The 23,343-nt window shown below is 25.0% G+C and carries 20 protein-coding genes, 1 other RNA gene and 1 pseudogene; 19 read left to right on the top strand and 3 right to left on the bottom strand.

The window, feature by feature from the left end; all coding sequences use genetic code 11:
• The 6 genes from AC4FQ1_RS08410 to AC4FQ1_RS08385 all read left to right on the top strand — a co-directional run.
• A partial coding sequence (locus AC4FQ1_RS08410) for an SH3 domain-containing protein (RefSeq protein ID WP_491169457.1) occupies window positions 1-536 on the top strand: 536 nt, incomplete at its 5' end.
• A 254-nt stretch (window positions 537-790) separates the two neighbouring features.
• Window positions 791-1,149, top strand: a transfer-messenger RNA (tmRNA) gene (gene ssrA / locus AC4FQ1_RS08405).
• A 457-nt stretch (window positions 1,150-1,606) separates the two neighbouring features.
• The gene (locus AC4FQ1_RS08400; protein WP_491169456.1) at window positions 1,607-2,788 is read left to right on the top strand and encodes a NupC/NupG family nucleoside CNT transporter; all 1,182 of its coding nucleotides are present in this window, start codon (window positions 1,607-1,609) and stop codon (window positions 2,786-2,788) included.
• 252 nt (window positions 2,789-3,040) lie between these two features.
• A complete protein-coding gene (locus AC4FQ1_RS08395; protein ID WP_491169455.1) occupies window positions 3,041-4,006 on the top strand; it encodes a tRNA dihydrouridine synthase in 966 nt (321 codons plus the stop codon).
• 138 nt (window positions 4,007-4,144) lie between these two features.
• Window positions 4,145-5,284, top strand: coding sequence for a flagellin lysine-N-methylase (fliB, locus tag AC4FQ1_RS08390; protein ID WP_491169454.1), 1,140 nt, complete (start codon window positions 4,145-4,147; stop codon window positions 5,282-5,284).
• Between the two features lie 126 nt (window positions 5,285-5,410).
• Window positions 5,411-5,680 carry a hypothetical protein gene (locus tag AC4FQ1_RS08385; protein WP_491149043.1) on the top strand — a complete coding sequence of 90 codons (270 nt, stop codon included), beginning with the start codon at window positions 5,411-5,413 and terminating at the stop codon, window positions 5,678-5,680.
• Between the two features lie 144 nt (window positions 5,681-5,824).
• Here AC4FQ1_RS08385 and AC4FQ1_RS08380 read toward each other — a convergent pair whose 3' ends face one another.
• A complete protein-coding gene (locus tag AC4FQ1_RS08380) occupies window positions 5,825-6,289 on the bottom strand; it encodes a GreA/GreB family elongation factor (RefSeq protein ID WP_303131083.1) in 465 nt (154 codons plus the stop codon).
• A 181-nt stretch (window positions 6,290-6,470) separates the two neighbouring features.
• Between AC4FQ1_RS08380 and AC4FQ1_RS08375 the strand changes: the two genes are divergently transcribed.
• The 8 genes and pseudogenes from AC4FQ1_RS08375 (at window position 6,471) to AC4FQ1_RS08340 (ending at window position 13,589) form a co-directional block, all read left to right on the top strand.
• Window positions 6,471-7,322 carry a ParA family protein gene (locus AC4FQ1_RS08375; RefSeq protein ID WP_491169453.1) on the top strand — a complete coding sequence of 284 codons (852 nt, stop codon included), beginning with the start codon at window positions 6,471-6,473 and terminating at the stop codon, window positions 7,320-7,322.
• Between the two features lie 3 nt (window positions 7,323-7,325).
• The gene (locus tag AC4FQ1_RS08370) at window positions 7,326-7,835 is read left to right on the top strand and encodes a hypothetical protein (RefSeq protein WP_491149040.1); all 510 of its coding nucleotides are present in this window, start codon (window positions 7,326-7,328) and stop codon (window positions 7,833-7,835) included.
• A 154-nt stretch (window positions 7,836-7,989) separates the two neighbouring features.
• Complete coding sequence (locus tag AC4FQ1_RS08365) at window positions 7,990-8,541, top strand: hypothetical protein (RefSeq protein WP_491149038.1); 552 nt, start codon at window positions 7,990-7,992, stop codon at window positions 8,539-8,541.
• A 146-nt stretch (window positions 8,542-8,687) separates the two neighbouring features.
• Entirely contained in the window at window positions 8,688-9,995 is a 1,308-nt protein-coding gene (locus AC4FQ1_RS08360; protein ID WP_491169452.1) for a M20 family metallo-hydrolase, read from the top strand.
• A gap of 160 nt (window positions 9,996-10,155) precedes the next feature.
• Entirely contained in the window at window positions 10,156-10,722 is a 567-nt protein-coding gene (locus AC4FQ1_RS08355; protein WP_303129548.1) for a TetR/AcrR family transcriptional regulator C-terminal domain-containing protein, read from the top strand.
• 185 nt (window positions 10,723-10,907) lie between these two features.
• Window positions 10,908-12,269: a radical SAM/SPASM domain-containing protein gene (locus AC4FQ1_RS08350; RefSeq protein WP_491149035.1), complete on the top strand. Its 1,362-nt coding sequence runs from the start codon at window positions 10,908-10,910 to the stop codon at window positions 12,267-12,269.
• Between the two features lie 151 nt (window positions 12,270-12,420).
• Window positions 12,421-13,074: pseudogene (locus AC4FQ1_RS08345) on the top strand (DUF711 family protein); the annotation flags it as partial.
• An 11-nt stretch (window positions 13,075-13,085) separates the two neighbouring features.
• Window positions 13,086-13,589, top strand: a complete 504-nt coding sequence (locus AC4FQ1_RS08340) for a GNAT family N-acetyltransferase (RefSeq protein WP_491169451.1) — start codon at window positions 13,086-13,088, stop codon at window positions 13,587-13,589.
• 34 nt (window positions 13,590-13,623) lie between these two features.
• Here AC4FQ1_RS08340 and AC4FQ1_RS08335 read toward each other — a convergent pair whose 3' ends face one another.
• On the bottom strand, window positions 13,624-15,114 hold the full coding sequence (locus AC4FQ1_RS08335; RefSeq protein ID WP_491169450.1) for a response regulator transcription factor: 1,491 nt from the start codon (window positions 15,112-15,114) through the stop codon (window positions 13,624-13,626).
• Window positions 15,115-15,129: 15 nt separating this feature from the next.
• Window positions 15,130-16,899, bottom strand: a complete 1,770-nt coding sequence (locus AC4FQ1_RS08330; RefSeq protein ID WP_491169449.1) for a sensor histidine kinase — start codon at window positions 16,897-16,899, stop codon at window positions 15,130-15,132.
• 134 nt (window positions 16,900-17,033) lie between these two features.
• On the opposite strand from AC4FQ1_RS08330, the gene AC4FQ1_RS08325 reads away from it, so the two are divergent.
• The 5 genes from AC4FQ1_RS08325 (at window position 17,034) to AC4FQ1_RS08305 (ending at window position 23,228) form a co-directional block, all read left to right on the top strand.
• A complete protein-coding gene (locus AC4FQ1_RS08325; RefSeq protein ID WP_303129543.1) occupies window positions 17,034-18,341 on the top strand; it encodes an ABC transporter substrate-binding protein in 1,308 nt (435 codons plus the stop codon).
• Window positions 18,342-18,432: 91 nt separating this feature from the next.
• On the top strand, window positions 18,433-19,443 hold the full coding sequence (locus AC4FQ1_RS08320; protein WP_303129542.1) for a carbohydrate ABC transporter permease: 1,011 nt from the start codon (window positions 18,433-18,435) through the stop codon (window positions 19,441-19,443).
• 15 nt (window positions 19,444-19,458) lie between these two features.
• On the top strand, window positions 19,459-20,295 hold the full coding sequence (locus AC4FQ1_RS08315; protein WP_303129541.1) for a carbohydrate ABC transporter permease: 837 nt from the start codon (window positions 19,459-19,461) through the stop codon (window positions 20,293-20,295).
• 36 nt (window positions 20,296-20,331) lie between these two features.
• Window positions 20,332-22,332, top strand: a complete 2,001-nt coding sequence (locus AC4FQ1_RS08310) for a beta-galactosidase trimerization domain-containing protein (RefSeq protein ID WP_491169448.1) — start codon at window positions 20,332-20,334, stop codon at window positions 22,330-22,332.
• A 17-nt stretch (window positions 22,333-22,349) separates the two neighbouring features.
• Window positions 22,350-23,228 (top strand): ROK family protein, encoded by an 879-nt coding sequence (locus AC4FQ1_RS08305; RefSeq protein WP_303129539.1) that lies wholly within the window; start codon window positions 22,350-22,352, stop codon window positions 23,226-23,228.
• Window positions 23,229-23,343 lie beyond the last annotated feature (115 nt).

Below are 23,343 nucleotides of genomic sequence, written 5' to 3'. Positions count from 1 at the left end.
TATCAGCAGATTATGTAAAAATAAATGATTCATCCTCAAGTAGTAACAATAGTTCATCAAATAACAATAGTAGCAATAATAAACCAGAGAGTACAGTAAAGACAGGAACAGTAACAGCAAGTGCATTAAATGTAAGAAGTGAAGCATCAACAAGCTCATCAATAAAAGGAAGCTTAAGCAGAGGAAGCAAAGTAGAAATAGTATCAACATCAAAAGGATGGCACAAAATAAAATATAAAGGCTCATATGGATATGTATCAGCAGATTATGTAAAAATAAATGATTCATCCTCAAATAGTAACAATAGTTCATCAAATAACAATAGTAGCAATAATAAACCAGAGAGTACAGTAAAGACAGGAACAGTAACAGCAAGTGCATTAAATGTAAGAAGTGGAGCATCAACAAGCTCATCAATAAAAGGAAGTTTAAGTAGAGGAAGTAAAGTAGAAATAGTATCAACATCAAAAGGATGGCACAAAATAAAATATAAAGGCTCATATGGATATGTATCAGCAGATTACGTAAAAATTTAATAATATAAATTACAGCTATTAAAACTATATTTAAAATAATAGTTTTAATAGCTTTTTAAAATTAAGTATGTAAAATTTTTCAATAAGTCTTTAAAAATAAAACAAAAAGGAAATAATAAAAATGATTAAAAATTTTTGGTTTAATATGCAGAATTTTTAAAAGAATGCTAAGTTGACAGTTAAGTTTATGTACTATATAATTATTTCATAAAGCAAAACTGAATATAGCGTTTTACAAATTAAACTTACAACATGGGGATGTTTTGGCTTCGACGGGGGTAAGTGAGATTTGGTAAGCGGGCCGAGGGAAGCATGGTGCCTCGATAATAAAGTATGCATTAAATATAAACGCAGAAGACAATTTTGCACTAGCAGCTTAATAAACGCTGCTCATCAGCCCCGGGTTGCCCACGACTTGGGATGTCTGGTGTCATTATTAGTGGGGAACCGAGCTTGGCAAAGCTTTGAGCTAGGAACGGAACTTATGAAGCTAGCGAACATGATGCCTGTCTGTAGGCGTTCATGTAAGCGAATTTTAATATATAGACTACGCTCGTAGAAAGCTGAATTAAACTACTTTCGGACACGGGTTCGACACCCGTCATCTCCACCAAATAATTTATAATATAATGGGAAACTTTTTATTGAGGTTTTCCATTATTTTTATTTTCAAACAATTATATATTTTTAATTAGCAACTAGTATATTAAAAAAGTAATTTTATAATTTCATATAAGTTAATAAATTTTAATAAAAATATATAGTAAAAAGAACTCTACTGCAATAATAGAGTTCTTTTTTATATTAAAAAACACATTTAATTTATTTATAAAATATAATTATATTAAAATAATTTTGATATAATTTAAAACAATACTTTACAAATATTGATAATAAATTTATAATAAGAATGTTTGTGATTAATTTTTGATTAATAAGAAAATTATACTTAAATTTAAGTTAAAAATCATAAAAGAATAAAGAGCAATCTACTAAAAGTGAAGTGTATTTATTTTAACATAGATGAACATAGTAATATTAAAGTTGTCGCACTTAAAAGGAGGATAAAAATGAAATATATCATTGGAATCGTAGGATTATTTGTTGTTTTGGCACTTGCGTGGGTTGCTAGTAGTGATAAGAAAAATGTAAAATACAAGCCTGTTATTATAATGCTTATTTTACAATTTATATTTGGTTTTGGATTACTAAATACTCAATTAGGAAATTATTTAATAGGTGGTATAGCAAATGGGTTTGAATCATTGCTTACATGTGCAGGAGATGGAGTAAATTTTGTATTTGGTGGCTTAGTAAATAATGATCAATTCTCATTTTTTATTAGTGTTCTTTTACCAATAATTTTTATTTCTGCTTTAATAGGTATTTTACAATACTTAAAAATACTTCCTTTTGTAGTAAGGGGAATAGGTGTAGTTTTAAGTAAAATTAATGGAATGGGTAAATTAGAATCTTATAATGCTGTAGCATCAGCTATACTTGGACAATCAGAAGTATTTATCTCAGTAAAAAAGCAACTTGGCTTATTACCTAAACATAGATTGTACACTCTTTGTGCGTCAGCTATGTCAACAGTATCAATGTCAATAGTTGGTTCTTATATGGTTCTTTTAGAGCCTAGATATGTTGTAACAGCACTTGTTTTAAACTTATTTGGTGGATTTATTATAGCATCAATTATAAATCCTTATACTGTAACAGAAGAAGAAGATATTTTAGTAGTAAATGAAGAAAATAAACAAACATTTTTTGAAGTTCTTGGAGAATACATTTTAGATGGGTTTAAAGTAGCTGTTATAGTAGCTGCTATGTTAGTTGGATTTGTAGCAATAATTGCTATGATTAATATGATATTCAAATGGATTTTTGGTATTAGCTTCCAAGAAATACTTGGATATTTATTTTCTCCAATTGCATTTTTAATGGGTGTACCTTTTAATGAATCAATACAAGCTGCTAGTGTAATGGCAACTAAGTTAGTATCTAATGAGTTTGTTGCGATGAATTTATTAAAAAGTGGAAGCATACATTTATCAGCAAGATCAATTGGTATTGTTTCTGTATTCTTAATCTCTTTTGCAAACTTTTCATCAATTGGAATTATTTCAGGAGCAGTAAGAGGTCTTCATGAAGAGCAAGGAACTGTAGTTGCACGTTTTGGATTAAAATTATTATATGGTGCAACCTTAGTAAGTATATTAACAGCAACTATTGTTGGATTAATTATATAAAATAAAACATATTAAAAATTTATATTTTATTATACATATAAAAATAATAGTACATAGAAACAGCAATGATATTTTAAATATTATTGCTGTTTTATTTATATTAGTTACTTTAAAAAAAGAAAAGTTTAAATAATAGAGTTAATAATTTAAAAATATAATTTTATAAAATTGAAAAGAAAAGAATTAAATAATGTGGATAAGAAAAAAGAAGGTTGATATAATAGTTTATATTAACAACAAAGGAGAAAATAAATGAAATATTATTTTGCACCAATGGAAGGAATAACAGGTTATATATATAGGAATGCTTACAAAAAGTTTTTTGATAATATTGATAAATATTTTACACCTTTTATTGTTCCAAATAATAGTAGAAGTCTTAAAACCAAAGAACTTAGAGATATATTACCTGAAAATAATAAAGGTATAAATATAGTACCGCAAATACTTACTAATGATTCAGAAGGATTTATTTTTACTGCAAATAAATTAAAGCAATTAGGATATGATGAAATTAATTTAAATTTAGGGTGTCCATCAGGAACTGTTGTTGCGAAAAATAGAGGTTCAGGATTTTTAGCAAAAAGAGATGAACTAGATAAATTTTTAGAGGAAATATTTAAAATAGATGATATGAAAATTTCTATAAAAACTAGAATAGGAAAAGATACTCCAGATGAATTTTATAAACTTATAGAAATTTATAATAAATATCCTATGGAGGAATTAATTATTCATCCTAGAACGCAAAAAGATTTTTATGGGAACAAGCCTAATTTAGAAGTATTTAGAGATGCTTTGAAATTAAGTAAAAATGATATATGTTATAATGGAGATATTTTTACAAAAGAAGATAATGATAAATTAATTAAAGAATTTAATCAAGTTAATAAATTTATGTTAGGAAGAGGAATACTTGCTAATCCAGGATTGATGAATGAAATTAAAAATAATGTGTTTATAGATAAAAAAATATTAAAGAATTTTCATGATGAAGTTTTTAATGAATATAGGGAATTATTTAATGAAGATAGAAATGCTATATTTAGAATGAAGGAATTATGGGGATATATGGTTCATATATTTTCAGATAATAAAAAATACGCTAAAAAAATAAAAAAAGCACAAAAGTTAGATGCTTATAATGATGCTGTTTCAAGTTTATTTGAGGAACAAGAAATTATAAAAGGAGCTGGATTATTTACTAATCAAGGTTAAAAATATAATTTTAATTTTAATTAAAGCATTACTAAAGCTCACAGTTAATTGTGAGCTTATTTTTATAAATTCACTTAAATATTATATGATAAGTAAAATATAGTTTTATTTAAGTAGAGAAAAATGGAGTTAGGTTATATGAATAAAGAAAATAATATATTTAAAATTTCAAATTATAATAAATTTAAGTGTGTAGCTAATAAATGTAAATTTACATGTTGCGAAGGTTGGGATATAAGTATAGATAGTATTACTTATGATAAATGGAAAAATGTAAAAGGTGATTCAACGTATATTTTAAAAAATGTAAAGAAAATTGATAATAAAAATACTTATTTAATAAAAAAATCTACTTATGAAGCATGTCCTTTTTTAGATAAAAAGGGGTTATGTTATATAGTTAAAAATTATGGGGAAGGATATTTATCTTCAACATGTCATATGTTTCCTAGAATAGAGAATGTTTTTGATGATAGAAAAGAACTTTCATTATCTTGTTCTTGTCCTGAAGTAGTAGAAATAATAAGTGATATGAGGGGAAAAATAGATTTATATTCAGATAATGCTATTAAATTTGAAAATAATTTATTAGAATTTAAAATTAGAGAAACTTTAATTAATATTATAAAACAAGAAGATTTTAGTTTAGAATATAAGCTAATTATATGTTTTGAAATGTTATCATCTATTTTAGAAGTTTCAAATTTAGATAATATTATATTAGAAGAAATAGAAAAATATAAAGATAAAGACTATATAGAGAATGTTTTTTATAAATATAAAGAAATTACTTTAAATATAGATGAGTCAATTGAAGAAATTAATTATTTATTTTTAGATATTATACAAAATTATAAAGAAGTACCTATGTTTAATAAATTTTTACAACATATTTCATACTTTTCCGAAGAAGTTGAAATTAATGTACTTGCATCAAAATGGAAAGAATTTAAGATTTTATTTGATAAATATAATAATTTAATTGAAAATTGTATATTATCTAAAATTATTAGTAATTGTGCAAAAGATAATGTTGAAGATACGTCAATATCTTTTCAAATGATTATTCTTAATTATTTATTTATAAGATATGTTGTATTTTTAAAATATTGTATTGATAATAAAGAGAAAATATATATTGAAGATGTAAAAGATTATATAGTTGTTTTTTCAAGAATTATTGAAAATAATGAAGAAGCAGTTAAAGAGTTTTTATTTGATGGATTTGGTGATGTTATTTTAGAAGTAGGATATTTATGTTTTATCTCTTTATTTTAATAAAATTTGTAAAAATAAAATATATTATAAATTTAAAAAAATAAAGTAAGTTTACTCTTATGTAAATTAATAAATTTAGTTTTAAAATAATAATATATAGAAAGAAATAATTTTTAAGGAGTAATAATGGAGGTTCTATATATTATTGGTATTATACTTTGTTTTGTATGTTATACAATAATATCAGTAACATACATTAGACTTGCAATTATTTTAGAAATGCCAATACTTTTGATATTATTTGCATTAGTAGTTTTTGTATTTGTTAGGAATTTAATTAAAATATTAAAAGGAAAAAAGGAGAGCAAATACTTTAAGACAAAAGTAACTTTGGCAGGATTTATTGGAATAATATTATGTATAGTTATTCTTAATATATTATCTAATTATATTTAGTTTAAATGTTAAATAAAAGGGGCTGTTAAAACAGTCCCTTTATAATTTTTATTTAGTTTAAATATTTTTATAAGTTTAAATTAGATAAATAGTATTAAAAATAGTTCTATAAAATAAATGAATTCTATTTTTATATAGTTTTTATTATAATATTTCTAATACTTCAACTGTATAATTTTCTCCAGGAGCATTAACTTCAACTATGTCTCCTGCTTTTTTACCTGATAATGCTTTACCTAAGTCAGATTCAATACTTATAAGCATATTCTCAGGGTCTAAATCCATTGTTGTTACAAGTGTTATTGTAACTTCATCACCATCTTCAACAAATTTAATTTTAGCTTTACTATTAATTCCAAGAGTTGACTTATCAATTTCGTCTTCATCTATTAAAGTCGCAGTTGAAATCATAGTCATTAAATATTGAATTCTATTATCGTTTTCTCTATAGTTTGCACAAGCCTCTTTATATTCAGCATTTTCAGATCTGTCACCATGGGCAGCTGCAACTAATTTTTCTTTAGCAATTTCAGCTCTTTTTACAGTCATTCTATATTCTAATTCATCTCTTAATTTTTTTATATTTTCCGCTGTTAGTTTATTATTCATAAAGTTTTAAACCTCCAAAATAATTTATGTCAATACTAATAGTATATATAAGAAAATAAAAGAAGACAAATAAACTTCATATAGCATATTAAAAACTTTTTTAAATTAATAAATAATTTATACTATTTAGAATATATTTTAATGAATAATATTTAAATTAAGCAATTTTTAGGAGATAAATATGTCAAAAGTAATTAGTTTCATTAATCTTAAAGGGGGAGTTGGAAAAACAACACTATTAGTAGCAACAGCAGAAGTTTTAGCATCACAGTATAAGAAAAAAGTTTTAGTTATAGATTTAGATCCACAAACAAATGCAACTGTACTACTTATTAGTCAAGATAGATGGAGTAAGGCTAATGAAAATAATAAAACAATACATCAATTATTTTTAGATAATATTGAAAATACTAAAGCATTTGATATTAATGAATCAATAATAAAAAATGTAAGTAATATAGGTGGAGGAATAGAAAATTTAGATATATTACCATCTAGTATAGATTTAATTGATATTTGTGATGATGTTTCATGGTTAAATAAAGAAAAAAATTCAATTTCAATACTAAAAAATGAACTTAAAAATTTAAAGAAAGAATATGATTATATATTAGTAGATTGTCCTCCAAATTTAGGGGCAATAACTATGTGTGGAATATATCTTAGTCAGTATTATATTATTCCTGTAATTGCTGATAGATTATCAACATATGGTTTAAGTCAAGTAATAAAAAAGATTAATAAAAAGTCTAGAGAAATTAAGAGGATAGATAAAGATTATTCTATAGAAGGTCTTGGAGTTATAATAAACAGATTTAGAAATAATAAACCTTATACAACTATAAAAGAAGCGTTAAGTATACAAAGTAATAATGGTGATATACCAAAGTTATTTAATACAGTTATAGGAAATAGGTCAATTATATCAAATTTATCTAATTTTGATGAAAGTAAAAATACAATAAAGGGTAAATATGAGCGTGAATTTAATACAATAAACAGTTTTGTTAGAGAAATAATGGAAAGGTGTTAAAATATGAGTAGAAAAGGTATATTATATGAGATAAAAGAAAGATTATTAAATGGAGAAAAAAGAGAAGATTTAAATAATGAATATAATAAGTCTACAGTTTCAAGGGTATATAATAAATTAGAAAAAGAAGGTTTATTAAAAATAGGAGAAGAAGAAAGTTTTTATAATAATAAAGAAAAGGATATTTTAAATCTACTTAAAGAAGCTTTAAATTTAATTAATGATGGAGAAGAATATAAAATAGATATATCTATAAGTAAAAAAAATATGAAGGATTTAAAAAAAATAACAGATGAAAATGAGATGATAAATCCATTTATTTTATACAATAATTCTAGTAAAGAATTAATGGAAAAAGAACTTAAATCTAAAAGTAAAGATTCAATGATATGTATAATAAAAAAATATTTTAAATATAATAATAAAATGCTAAAAAAATCTAAAGATGAATTAGCAAAATATATTTGTTTAGAAGTTGAAAAAGTATTAAATATAGGAAAGTGTTTTAAATAATATATTTAAAGCTGATACTAAAAAACAGACAATTTTAAGTTGTCTGTTTTTATTTTAAAATTAAAATTACATTTTAGCAAAGCTTTATAAAAAATAGGTTAATATGGTAAAATTGTAATTGGTATATTGTAGGTAATTATTTAGGGGGATAAAAATGAGAAATTATAAGAGCTACATAAATGATTTACAAAAGTATAAAGATATTGACTTAATAAATACAAGTGGAATAATAAAAATAAATATTGGACAAGAAGATTCATATATAACTTATGGTAATTCTATAGCAAAGGCTTTTATAACTACATTAGTACAATTAGAGCATAATAATGGAATGAATAGAAAATTAAAAAAATTATATAATGATATAGGCGATTCAGGAGTTAGTGTAGATATATTAGAAATATTAGAATCTGATAAACTTAAAGAAAAGTCTAAAGAATATATAGAAAAGTTTGATCCAACTCTTAATTATCAAAGAACTAAAGAGGGATTTACAGAAGAACATAAAAAAAAGTTATCAAAATGTAAAAGAGGAGAAAAACATAATAGAGCAAAACTTACTGAAAAGGAGGCTAGAAAAATAAAGGTTTTAGCAACTCAAGGGAAAATGACATCAACAGAAATAGCAGAACATTTTAATATTAGTCCAGAACAAGTTAGAAAAATAAAATTAGGATTAGCGTGGAGTCATATAAAAATAAAATAATATAGTAGAAGATAATTTTAGAAATATAAATTATCTTCTTTTTAATGTAATCAAACATAACAAATATTTATTTAAAAGAAAGATAAATAAAATTTTACTTATATTCATAATAATAAATGTAATATTAAACTAAGGATGTGTTTTTAGTGAATGAATTAATAGAAGAATTAGTTAATGATATAAAAGATAAAATAATAAATTATAGAAGGGATTTTCATAAGTTTCCTGAGATTGCATGGATGGAATTTAGAACAGCTTCTTTAATAGGTAAAGCCTTAATAGATATGGGATATGATGTTTATATAGGAAAAGAACTTATAAATGATAGGTATAGAATGAATATTCCTAATTTAGAATCTTTAGATGAAGGTTATAATAGGGCCATAAAACAAGGTGCATATAAAGAGCTTTCCAAAAGGATGAAAGGAGGGTATACAGCAGTAGTAGGAGTTTTAGAAAATGGAGAAGGCCCTACAATAGCCTTAAGATTTGATATCGATGCAGTTAAAGTAAGTGAAAGTAATGATGATTCTCATATACCTTTTAAGTATAGTTTTTCATCTGTAAATAATGGAGTAATGCATGCATGTGGACATGATGGGCACATTGCTATTGGATTAGGAGTTGCAGAAGTTATTTCAAAGCTTAAAGATAAATTTAAAGGAAAAATAAAACTTATATTTCAACCAGCAGAAGAAGGGGTTAGTGGAGCACTTGCTGTATCAGAATCAAAAGTTTTAGATGATGTAGATTATTTAATTGGTGGTCATATTGGAATAAAAGCAAGAAAATCTAAAGAAATAGTATGTGGGACAGATGGTTTTTTAGCGACTACTAAAATTAATGCAGAATTTAAAGGAAAGACTTCACATGCTGGTGTAGCTCCAGAAAAGGGACATAATGCATTACTTTCAGCTTCAACAGCAGTTTTAAATTTAGATGCAATACCAAGAAATAGTGAAGGAACTACTAGAATAAATGTTGGAAAATTAGTTGCTGGAAGTGGAAGAAATGTAATACCAGGACGAGCGTTTATGGAAATAGAAACTAGAGGTGAAACAACTGATCTAAATGAATATATGCAAGAATATGCAGAAAGAATTTTAAAATCTTCAGCAGATATGCATGATACACATGTTGATATTAAATGTGTAGGGAAATCAATAAGTGGAGAAAGTGATTATGAATTAATAAAAATAATTGAAAATATAGCAAAGGAAATAAATTATTATGAAAGTATAATTGAAAAAGAAGATTTTGGGGCTAGCGAAGATATATGTTATATGATGAAAAAGGTTCAAGAAAATGGAGGAAAAGCATCATATATTATGTTTGGTAGTGAACTTAGAGGAGAACATCATTCAGAAAAATTTGATTTTAATGAATTAGATATGATAAATGCAGTTAAAGTTTATTGTAGAATTATAATAAAGATACTTTCTGAAAAATGTTAGTAATTTATTTAATTAGAAGTATTATTGAGAAGAATATATTTAAGCTTAAATAAGGTTGTTTTACTAAAAAAAGCATATATGATACATTATAATAAATGGGATTAAAAAGTAATAAAGGACTTATTATATAATAAAAGCAAATAATGGATGTAGGTGAATTATGAATATTAAGAGAGAGGAAGTTCATTTAGCATTACAAGAAAGCTTCAAAAAATTAATATTAACACACAACTTTGAAAAAATAACAGTAAAAATGATTACTGATGGGGCGTCTCTTATTAGACCAACCTTTTATAATCATTACTCAGACAAATATGAGTTATTAGAAGAGATTTGTCATAATGATATATTTAGTGGAATTGAAATGCTTATTGAAAATAATATGCCAAAAGAAGCAATTTCTTATATGTTTACAAGAATTGAGAATAATAAAGAATTTTATTTTCAAGCTGTAAAAGTAACAGGACAAAATTCCTTTGAAGAAATTATGATTAAATATTCAACAAAAGTATTTTTGGAGTTGTTTAAAAAATGTAAAAAAAATTATAGCAATTTAAATGAAATATTTAATCCAAGTTATGTAGCAGAATATTATGCTAGGGGCTTAACATATTTAATAAATAAATGGATTGAAAATGGAATGAGTATACCAGCAAAAGAATTAGCAGAAAAATATGAAATTATATTAACTCAACCATTAGATAATATAATAGAAAATTTTATATAATTATATTAAATTTATACAATTTATATAATTTGTAAAAAGACAGCTACAAAGCTGTCTTTTTGTATATGTTTATAAGCATAAAAGTAAGATTGTACATTTAAAATGTTAAATAATTAGGTAAAATTGAATTATAAATTTATAAAATAAGGAGAGTTTTTACTTTTTTAAAAAGGGGGAAAAGGTCTATGTTAAGTCCAAAATACAAAGCAGAGCAATTAGTAATAAAGCAACTACTTAATTATTTAAGAAAAAATCCAGAAAAAAATCTAGGTAATATTGTTTCCTTAGTAAGAAAGTTTGATAACAAGGGTCTTTATAAAGAACAGTATGATGTTATAGAAGGATTTATAAAAGAAGAAAATAATAACTGGGTTAAGCTTATGAGCAAAATAGCAACTGAAGTAAATCCACATATAGTAGAAACAGTCTTTACAAACTTTTTATTAAATGCGGCTATTAGAGGATGTGAAGAAATAGATAAAAATATAGAAAAGTATGGTTATAGTATACCTTTTACTATATTAGTAGATCCAACTACAGCTTGTAATAAAAAATGTATAGGTTGTTGGGCTGCTGATTATAATAATGCATTAAATTTAAGTTATGATCAGTTAGATAAGTTATTTACTGAAGGAAAGGAACTTGGAATTTATTTTTATATTATGACAGGTGGCGAACCTTTAGTAAGAAAAGATGATATATTAAAGTTAGCTAAAAAGCATAATGACTGTGTTTTTATGATATTTACAAATGGAACACTTATAGATCAAAAATTCTGTGATGATTTATGTAAAGTTGGAAATATAGTTCCAACAATAAGTGTTGAAGGATTTGATGATGCAACAGACGGAAGAAGAGGAAAAGGTTCATGGGATGATATTATGAGAGCTATGGATCTTATGAAATCAAATCATGTACCTTTTGGTTTCTCAACATGCTTTACTACAGCAAATTGTGATAGTGTGTTATCAGATGAGTTTATAGATTTGATGATAGATAAGGGAGCATATTTTTCATGGTATTTTACATTTATGCCAATAGGATGTAAAACAGATACATCATTAATGGCAAATCCAGACCAAAGAGAAAAGTTATATAGAACTATAAGAGCTTGGCGTAATACTAAGCCAATATTTAACATGGATTTCTGGCATGATGCAGAATATGTAGGCGGATGTATAGCAGGAGGAAGAAGGTATTGTCATATCAACGCAAATGGTGATGTTGAACCATGTGTTTTCTGTCATTATTCAAGTGCAAATATTAAAGATGTATCATTAATAGAAGCTTTAGGACAACCTTTGTTCTTAGAATATCAAAAGAATCAACCATTTAATGAAAATCAATTTAGACCATGTCCAATATTAGATAATGCACCTAAGATTGCAGAAATGGTAAAGAATTCAGGAGCAAAATCAACAGAATTTATTGATCCAGAAGATGTTGATTCTTTATGTGAAAAGACAATAGAATACGGTAAAACTTGGGCAAAAAGAGCAGAGCCATTATGGAAAGAGAATATAGAGAATAAAAAGAAAAATAAGTAATAAATAAAAAAGGTGGTACAAGAATTTGTGCCACTTTTTATTTATTAAAATGAATATATAATTATTAAATAATACTATTAAAAATATAAATTTATATCAATATTGTATAAATTGACAAATTTATTTCATGAGTATAAAATTATAATAAAAATTTGATGTTGTTTCAGAAACTATAAATAAGACTGCATTTAAAAGAACAAGAATGGGTCAATTAGTAGCAAAAGAAGCGTCAAAAAGATTAGATGTTCCATTTGGAATAGTTGATTTATCATTAGTTTCAACTCCAGCTGTTGGTAACTCAGTTGCACATATTTTAGAAGAAATGGGACTAGAAGTTGTAGGAACACACGGAACTACAGCAGCACTTGCACTTTTAAATGATGCGGTAAAAAAAGGTGGAGTAATGGCAAGTAGTCATGTTGGAGGATTAAGTGGAGCATTTATACCAGTTTCAGAAGATGCTGGTATGATAGATGCAGTATTAAATGGTTCATTAAATTTAGAAAAGCTTGAAGCTATGACAGCTATATGTTATGTTGGATTAGATATGATAGCAGTTCCAGGAGATACAAGTGCTGAAACATTGTCTGCAATGATTGTAGATGAGTCAGCAATTGGGATGATAAATAATAAAACAACAGCAGTTAGGGTTATACCTGCACCAGGATGTAAAGTTGGTGATATGGTTGAATTTGGAGGACTTTTAGGTAGAGCACTTGTTATGCCGGTTAATAAATATTCATCTTCATTATTTATTAAAAGAGGAGGAAGAATTCCAGCACCAATACATTCATTTAAAAATTAAGGGAGATGTTTATGTTAATAAGAAAATCAGCTTATGAAGATGTGAAAGTTATAATGAAAATTATAAAGTCAGCACAGAAAAGTTTAAAAATGCAAAATGTAGATCAATGGCAAAATGGATATCCAAATGAAAAATCTATAAAAAGTGATATTTCAAATGATATAAGCTATGTTGTAATAAAAAATAATCAAATTGCAGCAACACTTGCTATTTCATTCGATGGTGAAAAAACTTATGATGAAATTCATGATGGTAAATGGATTAGTAATGGAGAATTTTGTGTTATACATAGGATTGCTATAGATGAAAATTATAAGGGAAGTGGATTAGCTTCTGATATTATAAAATATGTAGAAAGTACTTCTTTAAATAGAGGAGTAAATAGTATAAAAATAGATACTCATGAGGACAATATAGCTATGCAAAAATTACTTAAGAAAAATGGCTTTAAATATTGTGGTATCATTTATTTAGAAGATAATAGTAAAAGAATAGCTTTTGAAAAATTATTTTAAATATAAAGAAATCAGTAAAACATATAAGGTTGTTTTACTGATTTTTTATAGTATCATAAGATAGCTGTTTATATTTAAGTGGAGGTATACCAACATATTTTTTAAATATTTTGCTAAAATAATAATAGTCTTTATATCCAACTTTTTCAGCTATTTCGGAAATTTTTATTTCATTATTTTTGATTAATGACTTAGCTTTATCTATACGTCTTTTTGTTATATATTCAATTAAGCTTTCTCCAGTAATTTTTTTAAATGTAGAGCTTAGATGAGATGAATTTATAAAAAATTTATTAGATAAATATTCTAAGTTTAGGTTTTCAGATGTATAATTTTTATCTATATAATTTTTAACTTTTGTTATAATTTTAGTAGAGTCATTAAGTTTAGTTGGCTTATTTATTGATATTATTTTATTGTAATAACTAATACAATATACTTTTATATCTTCTAGACTTTTACTAGAATATAATAAATTATTTATTATGTAGTCCATATCTATTAATGATAAACTACTTTCATCTTTTAAAATTACAATATCTAAGGCTGTAAGGAAATATGATACTAATGTTTTTAAAGCATTTATATCTTTAAATTTTTCTATTTCATACATATAATATATAAGCTTAGATATAAGTTTATCTTTTGAATTTGTTCTAGCTAATAATTCAAAATCTAACTTTAAATTATTAGGAAGAGATAATGATTTATATTTTATTTCTTCAAATAAAAATATGCAATTTTTATTAAAAAATATTTTGGATGGAAATACTGTTAAACACTCAAATACTTTATCTTTTATTTTATTAGTTGATGCACTAAAATAGCAGTAATCTACTAATTTAGTATTTATAAGGGATAAAAATAAATTTTTAATATTTTCAGAATAAGTGCAATCTAAAATTAATATTTTATTATATTTTGAAAGACCATATATTACATCATAACTTTTAAAATTATTATCTAAAAATTTATACAAGTCTATTATATAAGATGTTTTACTTAATTCTACTGAAACAACTAAGTTTAAATTATCTTTAATAGTTAATGGAGAGTAATTTAAATTCAAGTCTTCACATAAAGAATCAATAATAAATTGATATTTCTTTTTTTCATTTATTTCATTTAAAGCTATTAAGTTTTTTTGTTCAGAATATATAATTGAAAAGCATTTTTCAATTGAATTATAAAGTTCATCTTTTTTTATTGGTTTTAATAAATATTCAATAATGTTGTATTGAATAGCTTGTCTTGCATATTCAAATTTTTCAAAGCCAGTTAAAAATATAATTTTAGTTTCATAGTATTCTTCTCTTAAAATTTTTACGAATTCAATTCCATTAATTAATGGCATTTGAATATCTACTATTGCAATATCTACATTATTGCTTTTAATTATTTCTAAAGCATCTAACCCGTTTGATGCTTCATAAATATTATCAAATTTAAATATACTATCCTTTAAGTATTTATTTATTTTAGCTCGTATTAAATATTCATCATCAACTAAAAGTATATTTATCATAAAAAGGTCTCCTTTCTATTTTTTATAAATTGCAGGAATAGTTATAATTATAGTAGTTCCTATGTTCTTTTTACTTATAATATTAAAGGTACAATTTTTATCATAAAATAAATTTAATCTTTCTATAGTATTTTTAACAGCAAATCCACCTTTTGAAGAGGAGGCTATTTTACCTTCAATAACTCTTTTTAACTCACTTTCTGTCATTCCAATTCCGGTATCTTTTATAATTATTTTAATATTATTCTTAAATTTTTCTATATCAATATTTATAAGCCCTTTTGTTTTACTATTTTTAATTCCGTGATATATAGAGTTTTCAACTAGGGGCTGTAAAAGTAATTTAAGACAAGTAAAATTTTCAATAGATTTATCATAGTTTATTTTGTAATCAAAAATATCATAATATCTGTACTTCATAATTTTTAAGTAATTTTCAGTTAAAGATATTTCTTCTTTAATTGTAATGAATGTATTGCCTTTATTTAATATACTTCTATAAAATGTTGAAAGATTTTCTAGCATATTAACAGCTTCATCATTCTTTTCTAGCTCTATAAGAGCAGATATATTTTCAAGTGAATTATATAAAAAGTGGGGTTTTATTTGAAGTTGTATTAATTCAAATTCAAATTCCTTTTTCTTATTTTGTTCGTATTTGATTTTATCTAAAAGATTTTTAATATATACAATTAGATGATTAAATTTTTTAGATAAAATCCCAATTTCGTCTGATGATGTAATTTTTATTTCAGTAGACCAATTACCTTTCTCTACTTCAGCAATAGCATAATATAAGTTATGAATAGGTTTTATTATTGATTTTGAAATTAATTTTGATAGTATATAAGAACATAGAAGTCCTATAAATATTAAAATTATTAATGAAATTATAAGAGATTCTTTTTCATGGATTATATCTTCTAAATATATATCAGCAACTATATTCCAATTAAGTTTATTATTATATAACATAAGAGTTAATTTATCTTTCGATTTATCTTCAATAATTAAAAATGGATTATCCTTATTAGCAAATTTAATGTTAGGTATTTTTTTATATATATTATTTGTAATGTCTTCACTATTAGAAGAGGAAGTTATAAATCCATCATCATTTATTAAAAAGAAATTTATATAATTACTTTTGCCTTTATTGTTTGTATAATTTTCTGAAAGAAAGGTTTCTTTAATGAAAAGCTCTAAATATCCAATTAGTTTTCCTGTATTCATATCAAAAATTTGTCTTGATATATATAGATTTGGCTTTCCTTGTATATCTAATATTCCACCATACCATTTATTAAAATCAATAGTTATATGATTTGAATGTATTAGACTTATGAATTTGCTATTTGATTGCATTTTAAATCCGTTTGTAGAATGAAGGATAGCACCAGAAATAACAGAATCTTTATACATAATTTTATCTATTTCTCTTTGTAATTTTAAGATTTCTTCTTTAGTAGGATATATATTATTTAATGAGCATTTTTTCAGTATAGTTTGTACATCATTATCAACCATAAGATTTGTGGAGTTAGATTCTGCAAAATTTAAAGTTATTTCTGTTTGATTTGAAATTAATTCTAAAGTAGTTTTTTCTCTAGAAATTGAAGTGTTTTTTAGTGTCCTGTATGTAAAAAAATAAGAAGTAAAAATAATTAAAAATATAATTGAAATAGAAACAAAGAAAGAAAAGTAAAATACTTTATCTTTAATAGATTTAAACTTAATATTATTTAATTTATTTATAATCTTTTCTTTAATTTTATACTGATTCATAAAACCTCCTTAAAATTTTACAAAATATGTAAACTCTAAAAATAATACAACTAAATGAAAAATAATACATTTAAACCTATTATTGTAAATGTTATCATAAAATTAACCAAAATAAAAGTGTGGGGGGATATTTTATGAGGAAAAAGATTATTGCTTGCATATTAGCTGCAATGACTATGACATCATTAGTTGCATGCGGAAGTAAACAGACTACTGCAGAAGGTGGAGGAGATACAGTAACTATAAAAATGTTATCAAGGTATAGTAGTGATCAAGGTCCTGATGACATAATGATTAACAGCAGAATTGAAAAATTTATGGAAGAAAATCCTAATATAAAGGTTGAGCATGAAGCTATAGGTGATGAAGCAACTTATAATAATATGTTTAAAACATCTATTGCAACAGGAGATGCACCGGACTTATTTGTAAATTATGGTGGAACACAATTTCAAGAATATGTTGAAAATGGATTATTTTTAGATTTAAGCACTGTTGCAAGTGAGGATAAGAAATGGGCTGATAAATATATACCAACAATGTTAGAAGCATGGAAATTTGAAGGTGTTGATGGATTTTATGGTGTTCCAGTTTCATGTTTCGCAACAGGAATTTATTATAATAAAGAATTATTTGAAAAGAATGGTTTAAAACCACCTAAAACAATTGAGGAATTTGAAAAGGTTTGTGATTCATTTTTATCAAAGGGTATAACACCATTTGTTTTAGGTGATAAAGACAATTTCAGAGGTGCACATCTTTTAGCAAACTTAGCATTAAAGAGAGCAGATTTTAAATATACAAAAGATGTTATTGATGGAAAAGTTAAATGGAATGATCCTGTTATGAAAGAAATGTTTGAATTAATGCAAAAGTGGCAAAAGAAAGGTTATTTAGGAGAAAATGTAACAACTATGGATTCAAGTGCAGAACAATCATTATTTTTAAATGGTGACACACCAATGCATTTAAATGGATCATGGTTTATGAATCAAATAAATGATTCAGATATTCCAGATAAAATAGGTTTTATTCCTTTCCCATATTTTGAGAAGCACCCAGAATATAAAAATAATTGGCATTCAGGTACTTCAGAAGGTATAAGCTTAGCAGCAAATAATGGAGAAGAAAAATTAGAAGCATCAATAAAATTATTAAAATATTTAACTGATGAACAAGCATATAATGAATCTCAAAAATTATCTAAGGGTGGAATATTCCCAGTAACAACAATGGAAAAAATTGATGATATTACACCAATTGCTAAATCTTTTAATGAAGTTTTTGTAGATGTTAAAGATACAAAACTTGAGCCAGGAGATTATGCAAAAAATCCACAATTAAGAGAAGAAATAAGAGATGCAATTCAAGGTATGTTTGCTGGTACAAGTGTTGATGACACTTTAAGTAGAATACAAAAAGTAACTGATATGAAAAAATAATCTATATTAATTAGGCAAAAATATTATGGGTCGTATATATTGCGACCCGTTTTACCTAATAAAGAATATTAATAAGTTTAGGAGGTAAAGGATGGGAAGGTTAGAAAATAACACAATGACAAAAGAAAATGCTAAAGAAAAATTTAATTTACAACCTAAAGAAGGTAATTATAAAATTGTTGAACATAAAAAAAATAATAAAATGAAGAAATCAAAATTTAAAAAGAGTTTAAAGGATAATTCTGCATGTATATTATTTATACTTCCTGCAATTTGTCTATATACTTTCTTTTATATATCACCTGTTATTAAGTCATTATATTTATCATTTGTAAAGTGGAACGGTATTCCAGCAGTTCCTAAAAAGTTCGTTGGGTTAGATAACTTTTTTAATATATTCCAAGATCCAGCTTTTTATAATGCTTTAAAAAATGTAGGTATTTTTATAGCTGTTAGTTTTCTTGTAATAATGCCTTTTGCGTATCTGTTAGCTCTTTTAGTTAGTAGCAGATATATTAAAGGAAAAAGATTTTTCAAAACAGTATATTTTTTACCTTCAATTTTACCAACAGCAGCAACAGGTTTAATGTGGACATTAATACTTTATAAATCAGGAGGAGCTTTAAATACATTATTAATAAATTTAGGAATGAATAATGCAGCACAAGATTGGCTTGGAAATCCTAAATTTGCTATTTTTACAGTTGCATTAGTAAATGCTTGGGTATTTATTGGATATAACATGTTAATATTTGTAGCTGGACTTACTAATATACCAGATGAGTTAATTGAGGCTGCAAAAATTGATGGGGCTAATGGATTTAAAGAACAAATACACATAGTGTTACCTCTTATGAAGGAAAGTTTCAAAATATTCTCTGTATTAGCTATAGTAGGGTCATTTAAGGTGTTTGATATTATTTATATTATGACTGGAGGAGGCCCAGGAGGTGCTACAGATGTACCAGTAACTTTATTATATGATCAAGCATTTAAATACAATAATTTTGGATATGGTAGTTCAATAGGTATGTTAATATTAGTGGCTGCAATTATATGTACATTAATATTAAATGGAGTATTTAAGTCAAAAGATGATTAGAATAGGAGGGATTATATGTTAAATAATAAAGAAAATAAATTAATGAAATATGGTATGTATATTTGTGCAATATTATGGGCTGTATTTAGTATTGCTCCATTAATATTTACACTTATGTCATCTTTTAAAAGTACAAATCAAATATACGGTGATGCTTTTGCACTTCCAGAAAGTTTAGATTTTACTAATTATCAAACTGCAATAAATAAAGCAGATATTGCAAAGGCTGTGTTTAATTCATTTTTATTAGCTATTTCAACAACTATATTAGTAGTAATTTTAGCTACTTTAGTTGCTTATGTAATAACAAGAACAAAGTTTAAGCTTAGAAATTTAGTATTAATTTATTTTGTAATGGGATTAACTATTCCAATGCATACAACAATAATTCCAATTGCAGATATTATAAATAGATATGGATTTAAAAATCAATTTATACCACTTATATTTTTATATGCAACATTCCAATTACCTTTTGCGATATTTATGATGTCAGGTTATATGAAAGGAATAAGTAAGGAAATAGATGAAGCAGCAATTATTGATGGATGTGGACGTTTAAGATTATTATTTGGAATATTACTTCCTTTAAGTAAACCTGCAGCAGCAACAATTTCTATATTCTCATTTTTAGGAGTATATAACGAATTTATTTTTGGTCTTATGTTCTTAACTGATAAAGCAAAGTATACAATTTCAGTAGCTCTTATGAGTTTAAATGGAAGATATTCATCTGATAAGGGAGCAATATTTGCAGCTATATGTATGTTTATAATTCCAATAATAATAATTTATATAGCATGTCAAAAACATGTTGAAAAAGGAATTACAGCAGGAGCAGTTAAGGGATAAAAGAATAATTATTTTAAAATTGGGGGAGAAGAATTTATGAGTTATAAAACAAGAAGTAGACAAGTTCATTTAGATTTTCATACAAGTCCATTAATTGAAGGAATAGGTAAAGATTTTAATAAAGAAGAGTTTGGGGAAGTTTTAGAAAAAGCTAGAGTTAATTCAATAACATGCTTTGCAAGATGTCATCATGGTTATTTGTATTATGATTCAAAAATAAATAAAGAGAGAATTCATCCTAATTTAGTAAACAAAAACTTATTAAAGGAGCAAATAGAAGCTTGTCATGAAAGAAACATAAAGGCGCCAATATATTTACCAGTTCAATGGGATAAGTTTACTTATGATGAACATCCAGAGTGGGTTTCAAAAGATTTAGACGGCAATATAATTAAAGGTGAAGGTGGAAAACCAGGATTTTATGAATTTTTATGTGTTAATACACCTTACAGAGATTTTCTTAAAAATCATGTGAGAGAAATATTAGAAATGTTTCCAGAGGCAGATGGATTATTCTTTGATATAGTTATGGTTGTTCCTTGTGCTTGTGAAAATTGTAAAAAGAGTATGGAAGAGCTTGGAATAGATTATACAATAAAAGGTGAAAGATTAAAATTCTCAGAAAAGATGTTAAATGAATTTAAACATGAAATGACTGAGTTTGTAAAAGAAATAAATGAAAATGTAACTATATTTTATAATGGTTCTCATATAAGTCCAGCACTTAAGGATTCAATAGATTCTTATAGTCATATTGAAATTGAATCATTACCAAGTGGTGGATGGGGATATATGCATTTCCCTATAACAGTTAGATATGCTAGAAATTTAGGTAAAGATTGTTTAGGAATGACAGGTAAATTCCATACTTATTGGGGAGATTTTCATTCATTCAAAAATTTAGCGGCACTTCAATATGAATGTTTTAATATGTTAGCTCAAAATACAAAATGTTCAATTGGAGATCAATTAGACCCAAGTGGAAAAATTTCAAAAGAAGTTTATGATTTAATTGGAAAAGTTTATAGTGAAGTAGAACAAAAAGAACCATGGTGTGAAGATGCTAAGCAAGTTTGCGAAATTGCTGTATTTACTCCAGAAGAGTTTATAGATTATAATGCAGTTAGTCCATTTGGGCTAAAACCTGCAATAACTGGCGCAACTAGAATGTTACAAGAAGCATCTCTTCAATTTGATATTATTGATAGTAAAATGGATTTTAATAAGTACAAATTATTAGTTTTACCAGAAAGAACTATAGTAAATGATGAATTTAAAGAAAAATTAGAATCATTTGTAAGAAATGGTGGTAAAGTAATAGCCGTTAATGAAGGTGGATTAAATGAAGAAGTAAATAAGTTTAATCTTCCATTTTTAAAAGTTAATTATGAATCACAAGGAGAATTTGCACCAACATTTATAGTTCCTGAAGGAAATTTATCTAAAGATTTATATAATACAGAGTATGTTATGTATGAAGAATCATTAAAGGTTTCTGCACAAGATGGTGCTGAAGTTTTATCATATTCAATAGAGCCATATTTTAATAGAACACCAGAACATTTCTGTTCGCATCAACATGCACCAAGTAGTGGAAAAGTTTATGGTCCAGCTATAATTAAAGGAGATAACTCAATTTATTTTGCTCATAAAATCTTCTCACAATATCAAAGTTATGGTTCAGTATGGTGTAAAAAGTTATTTATAAATGCTATTGATATGCTACTTGATAATAGATTAGTTAAACATGACGGGCCAAGTACAATAATAAGTACTTTAAATGAGCAAGAAAAAGAAAGTAGATATATACTTCATCTTCTTCATTATGTTCCAGAAAGAAGATGTCAAAGAATTGATGTTATAGAGGATATAATTCCTATATATAATTTAAATTTAAATATGGTATTAGATAAAAATATTAAGTCAGTTAAATTAGTTCCACAAAATGAAAATGTAGATTTTAATATTATAGATGGAAAGTTAGAATTTACTGTTAATAAAATAAATGGACATCAAATGGTGGAAATAAGTTATTAAGAAATGGGGAAACATTTATGAAAAAAATAATTTCTATAGATATTGGAGGAACTTTTATTAAATATGGATTAGTTGACCATTTAGGAAATATTATAGATAGTGGAAAAAAGCCAACTAATAAAAGTGGTATAGAAAGTTTTGTAAATGAGTTATGTGAAATAATAGATTCATATAAAAGCAATAAAGATATTTTTGGTGTATCTATTAGCATGCCTGGTTTTATAAATAATAAAGAAGGTATTCCATTAGCTTGTAGTGCATTAAGATTTATAGAAAATTATAGATTAAAAGATGTTTTAGAATGGAAAAGTGGTTTTACTGTAAAGGTAGAAAATGATGCAAACTGTGTTGCTTTAGCGGAAAAGTTTAATGGAAATGCATCAGAATGTGAAGATTTTATATGTATAACTATAGGTACTGGAATAGGTGGAGGAATTTATTTAAATGATAATTTGATTAGAGGTAAGCAGTTTAAGGGCGGTGAGTTTTGTTATATGATAACAAAAGATAAGAAAAATTATCAAAGATTAAATGAAAATTCATCTATGACAGCACTAATTAATATGTATAAGGAATACAAAAATATAGATAGCAAAGAAAAGATACTTGGAGATAAGATATTTGAGGAAGCTGAGTATGATGAAAATATAAAAGCTATTATTAAAGAGTGGTATGGAAATATTGCAAGAATGATATATAATGTTTCTTCAATATTAAATCCTGAAAAAATTTTAATAGGTGGAGGGGTAAGTGCTAGAGAAGACTTAATAGATGAGTTAAATAAAGCACTTAATGAAATACCATGGTGGCACTTTGTTGAATGTAAAATAGAAAAGTGTAAGCATGAAAATGATGCAGGTTTAATTGGCGCTGCTTATAATTTCTTTAACCTTTAAATAATAAAGATAGAAAGTATAATTAATTGTACTTTCTATTTTTTATTTAAAATTAAGTTATTTAAAATTTATATATTATAAATAATTATAAAATGTTATAATCTATTTTATGTTT

It is taken from the genome of Clostridium sp. TJA020 (assembly GCF_058310295.1).
Note: the sequence above shows the minus strand (reverse complement) of the source record. Positions and strands in the feature narration are given on the sequence as shown.

Excerpts from the sequence above, each read along its gene's own strand:
- AC4FQ1_RS08400 (WP_491169456.1), top strand. The coding sequence starts at position 1,607 with ATGAAATATATCATTGGAATCGTAGGATTATTTGTTGTTTTGGCACTT.
- AC4FQ1_RS08395 (WP_491169455.1), top strand. The coding sequence starts at position 3,041 with ATGAAATATTATTTTGCACCAATGGAAGGAATAACAGGTTATATATAT.
- AC4FQ1_RS08380 (WP_303131083.1), bottom strand. The coding sequence starts at position 6,289 with ATGAATAATAAACTAACAGCGGAAAATATAAAAAAATTAAGAGATGAA.
- AC4FQ1_RS08310 (WP_491169448.1), top strand. The coding sequence starts at position 20,332 with ATGAGTTATAAAACAAGAAGTAGACAAGTTCATTTAGATTTTCATACA.
- AC4FQ1_RS08385 (WP_491149043.1), top strand. The coding sequence starts at position 5,411 with ATGGAGGTTCTATATATTATTGGTATTATACTTTGTTTTGTATGTTAT.
- AC4FQ1_RS08335 (WP_491169450.1), bottom strand. The coding sequence starts at position 15,114 with ATGATAAATATACTTTTAGTTGATGATGAATATTTAATACGAGCTAAA.
- AC4FQ1_RS08355 (WP_303129548.1), top strand. The coding sequence starts at position 10,156 with ATGAATATTAAGAGAGAGGAAGTTCATTTAGCATTACAAGAAAGCTTC.
- fliB (WP_491169454.1), top strand. The coding sequence starts at position 4,145 with ATGAATAAAGAAAATAATATATTTAAAATTTCAAATTATAATAAATTT.
- AC4FQ1_RS08375 (WP_491169453.1), top strand. The coding sequence starts at position 6,471 with ATGTCAAAAGTAATTAGTTTCATTAATCTTAAAGGGGGAGTTGGAAAA.
- AC4FQ1_RS08305 (WP_303129539.1), top strand. The coding sequence starts at position 22,350 with ATGAAAAAAATAATTTCTATAGATATTGGAGGAACTTTTATTAAATAT.
- AC4FQ1_RS08365 (WP_491149038.1), top strand. The coding sequence starts at position 7,990 with ATGAGAAATTATAAGAGCTACATAAATGATTTACAAAAGTATAAAGAT.
- AC4FQ1_RS08340 (WP_491169451.1), top strand. The coding sequence starts at position 13,086 with ATGTTAATAAGAAAATCAGCTTATGAAGATGTGAAAGTTATAATGAAA.
- AC4FQ1_RS08350 (WP_491149035.1), top strand. The coding sequence starts at position 10,908 with ATGTTAAGTCCAAAATACAAAGCAGAGCAATTAGTAATAAAGCAACTA.
- AC4FQ1_RS08315 (WP_303129541.1), top strand. The coding sequence starts at position 19,459 with ATGTTAAATAATAAAGAAAATAAATTAATGAAATATGGTATGTATATT.
- AC4FQ1_RS08325 (WP_303129543.1), top strand. The coding sequence starts at position 17,034 with ATGAGGAAAAAGATTATTGCTTGCATATTAGCTGCAATGACTATGACA.
- AC4FQ1_RS08370 (WP_491149040.1), top strand. The coding sequence starts at position 7,326 with ATGAGTAGAAAAGGTATATTATATGAGATAAAAGAAAGATTATTAAAT.
- AC4FQ1_RS08330 (WP_491169449.1), bottom strand. The coding sequence starts at position 16,899 with ATGAATCAGTATAAAATTAAAGAAAAGATTATAAATAAATTAAATAAT.
- AC4FQ1_RS08320 (WP_303129542.1), top strand. The coding sequence starts at position 18,433 with ATGGGAAGGTTAGAAAATAACACAATGACAAAAGAAAATGCTAAAGAA.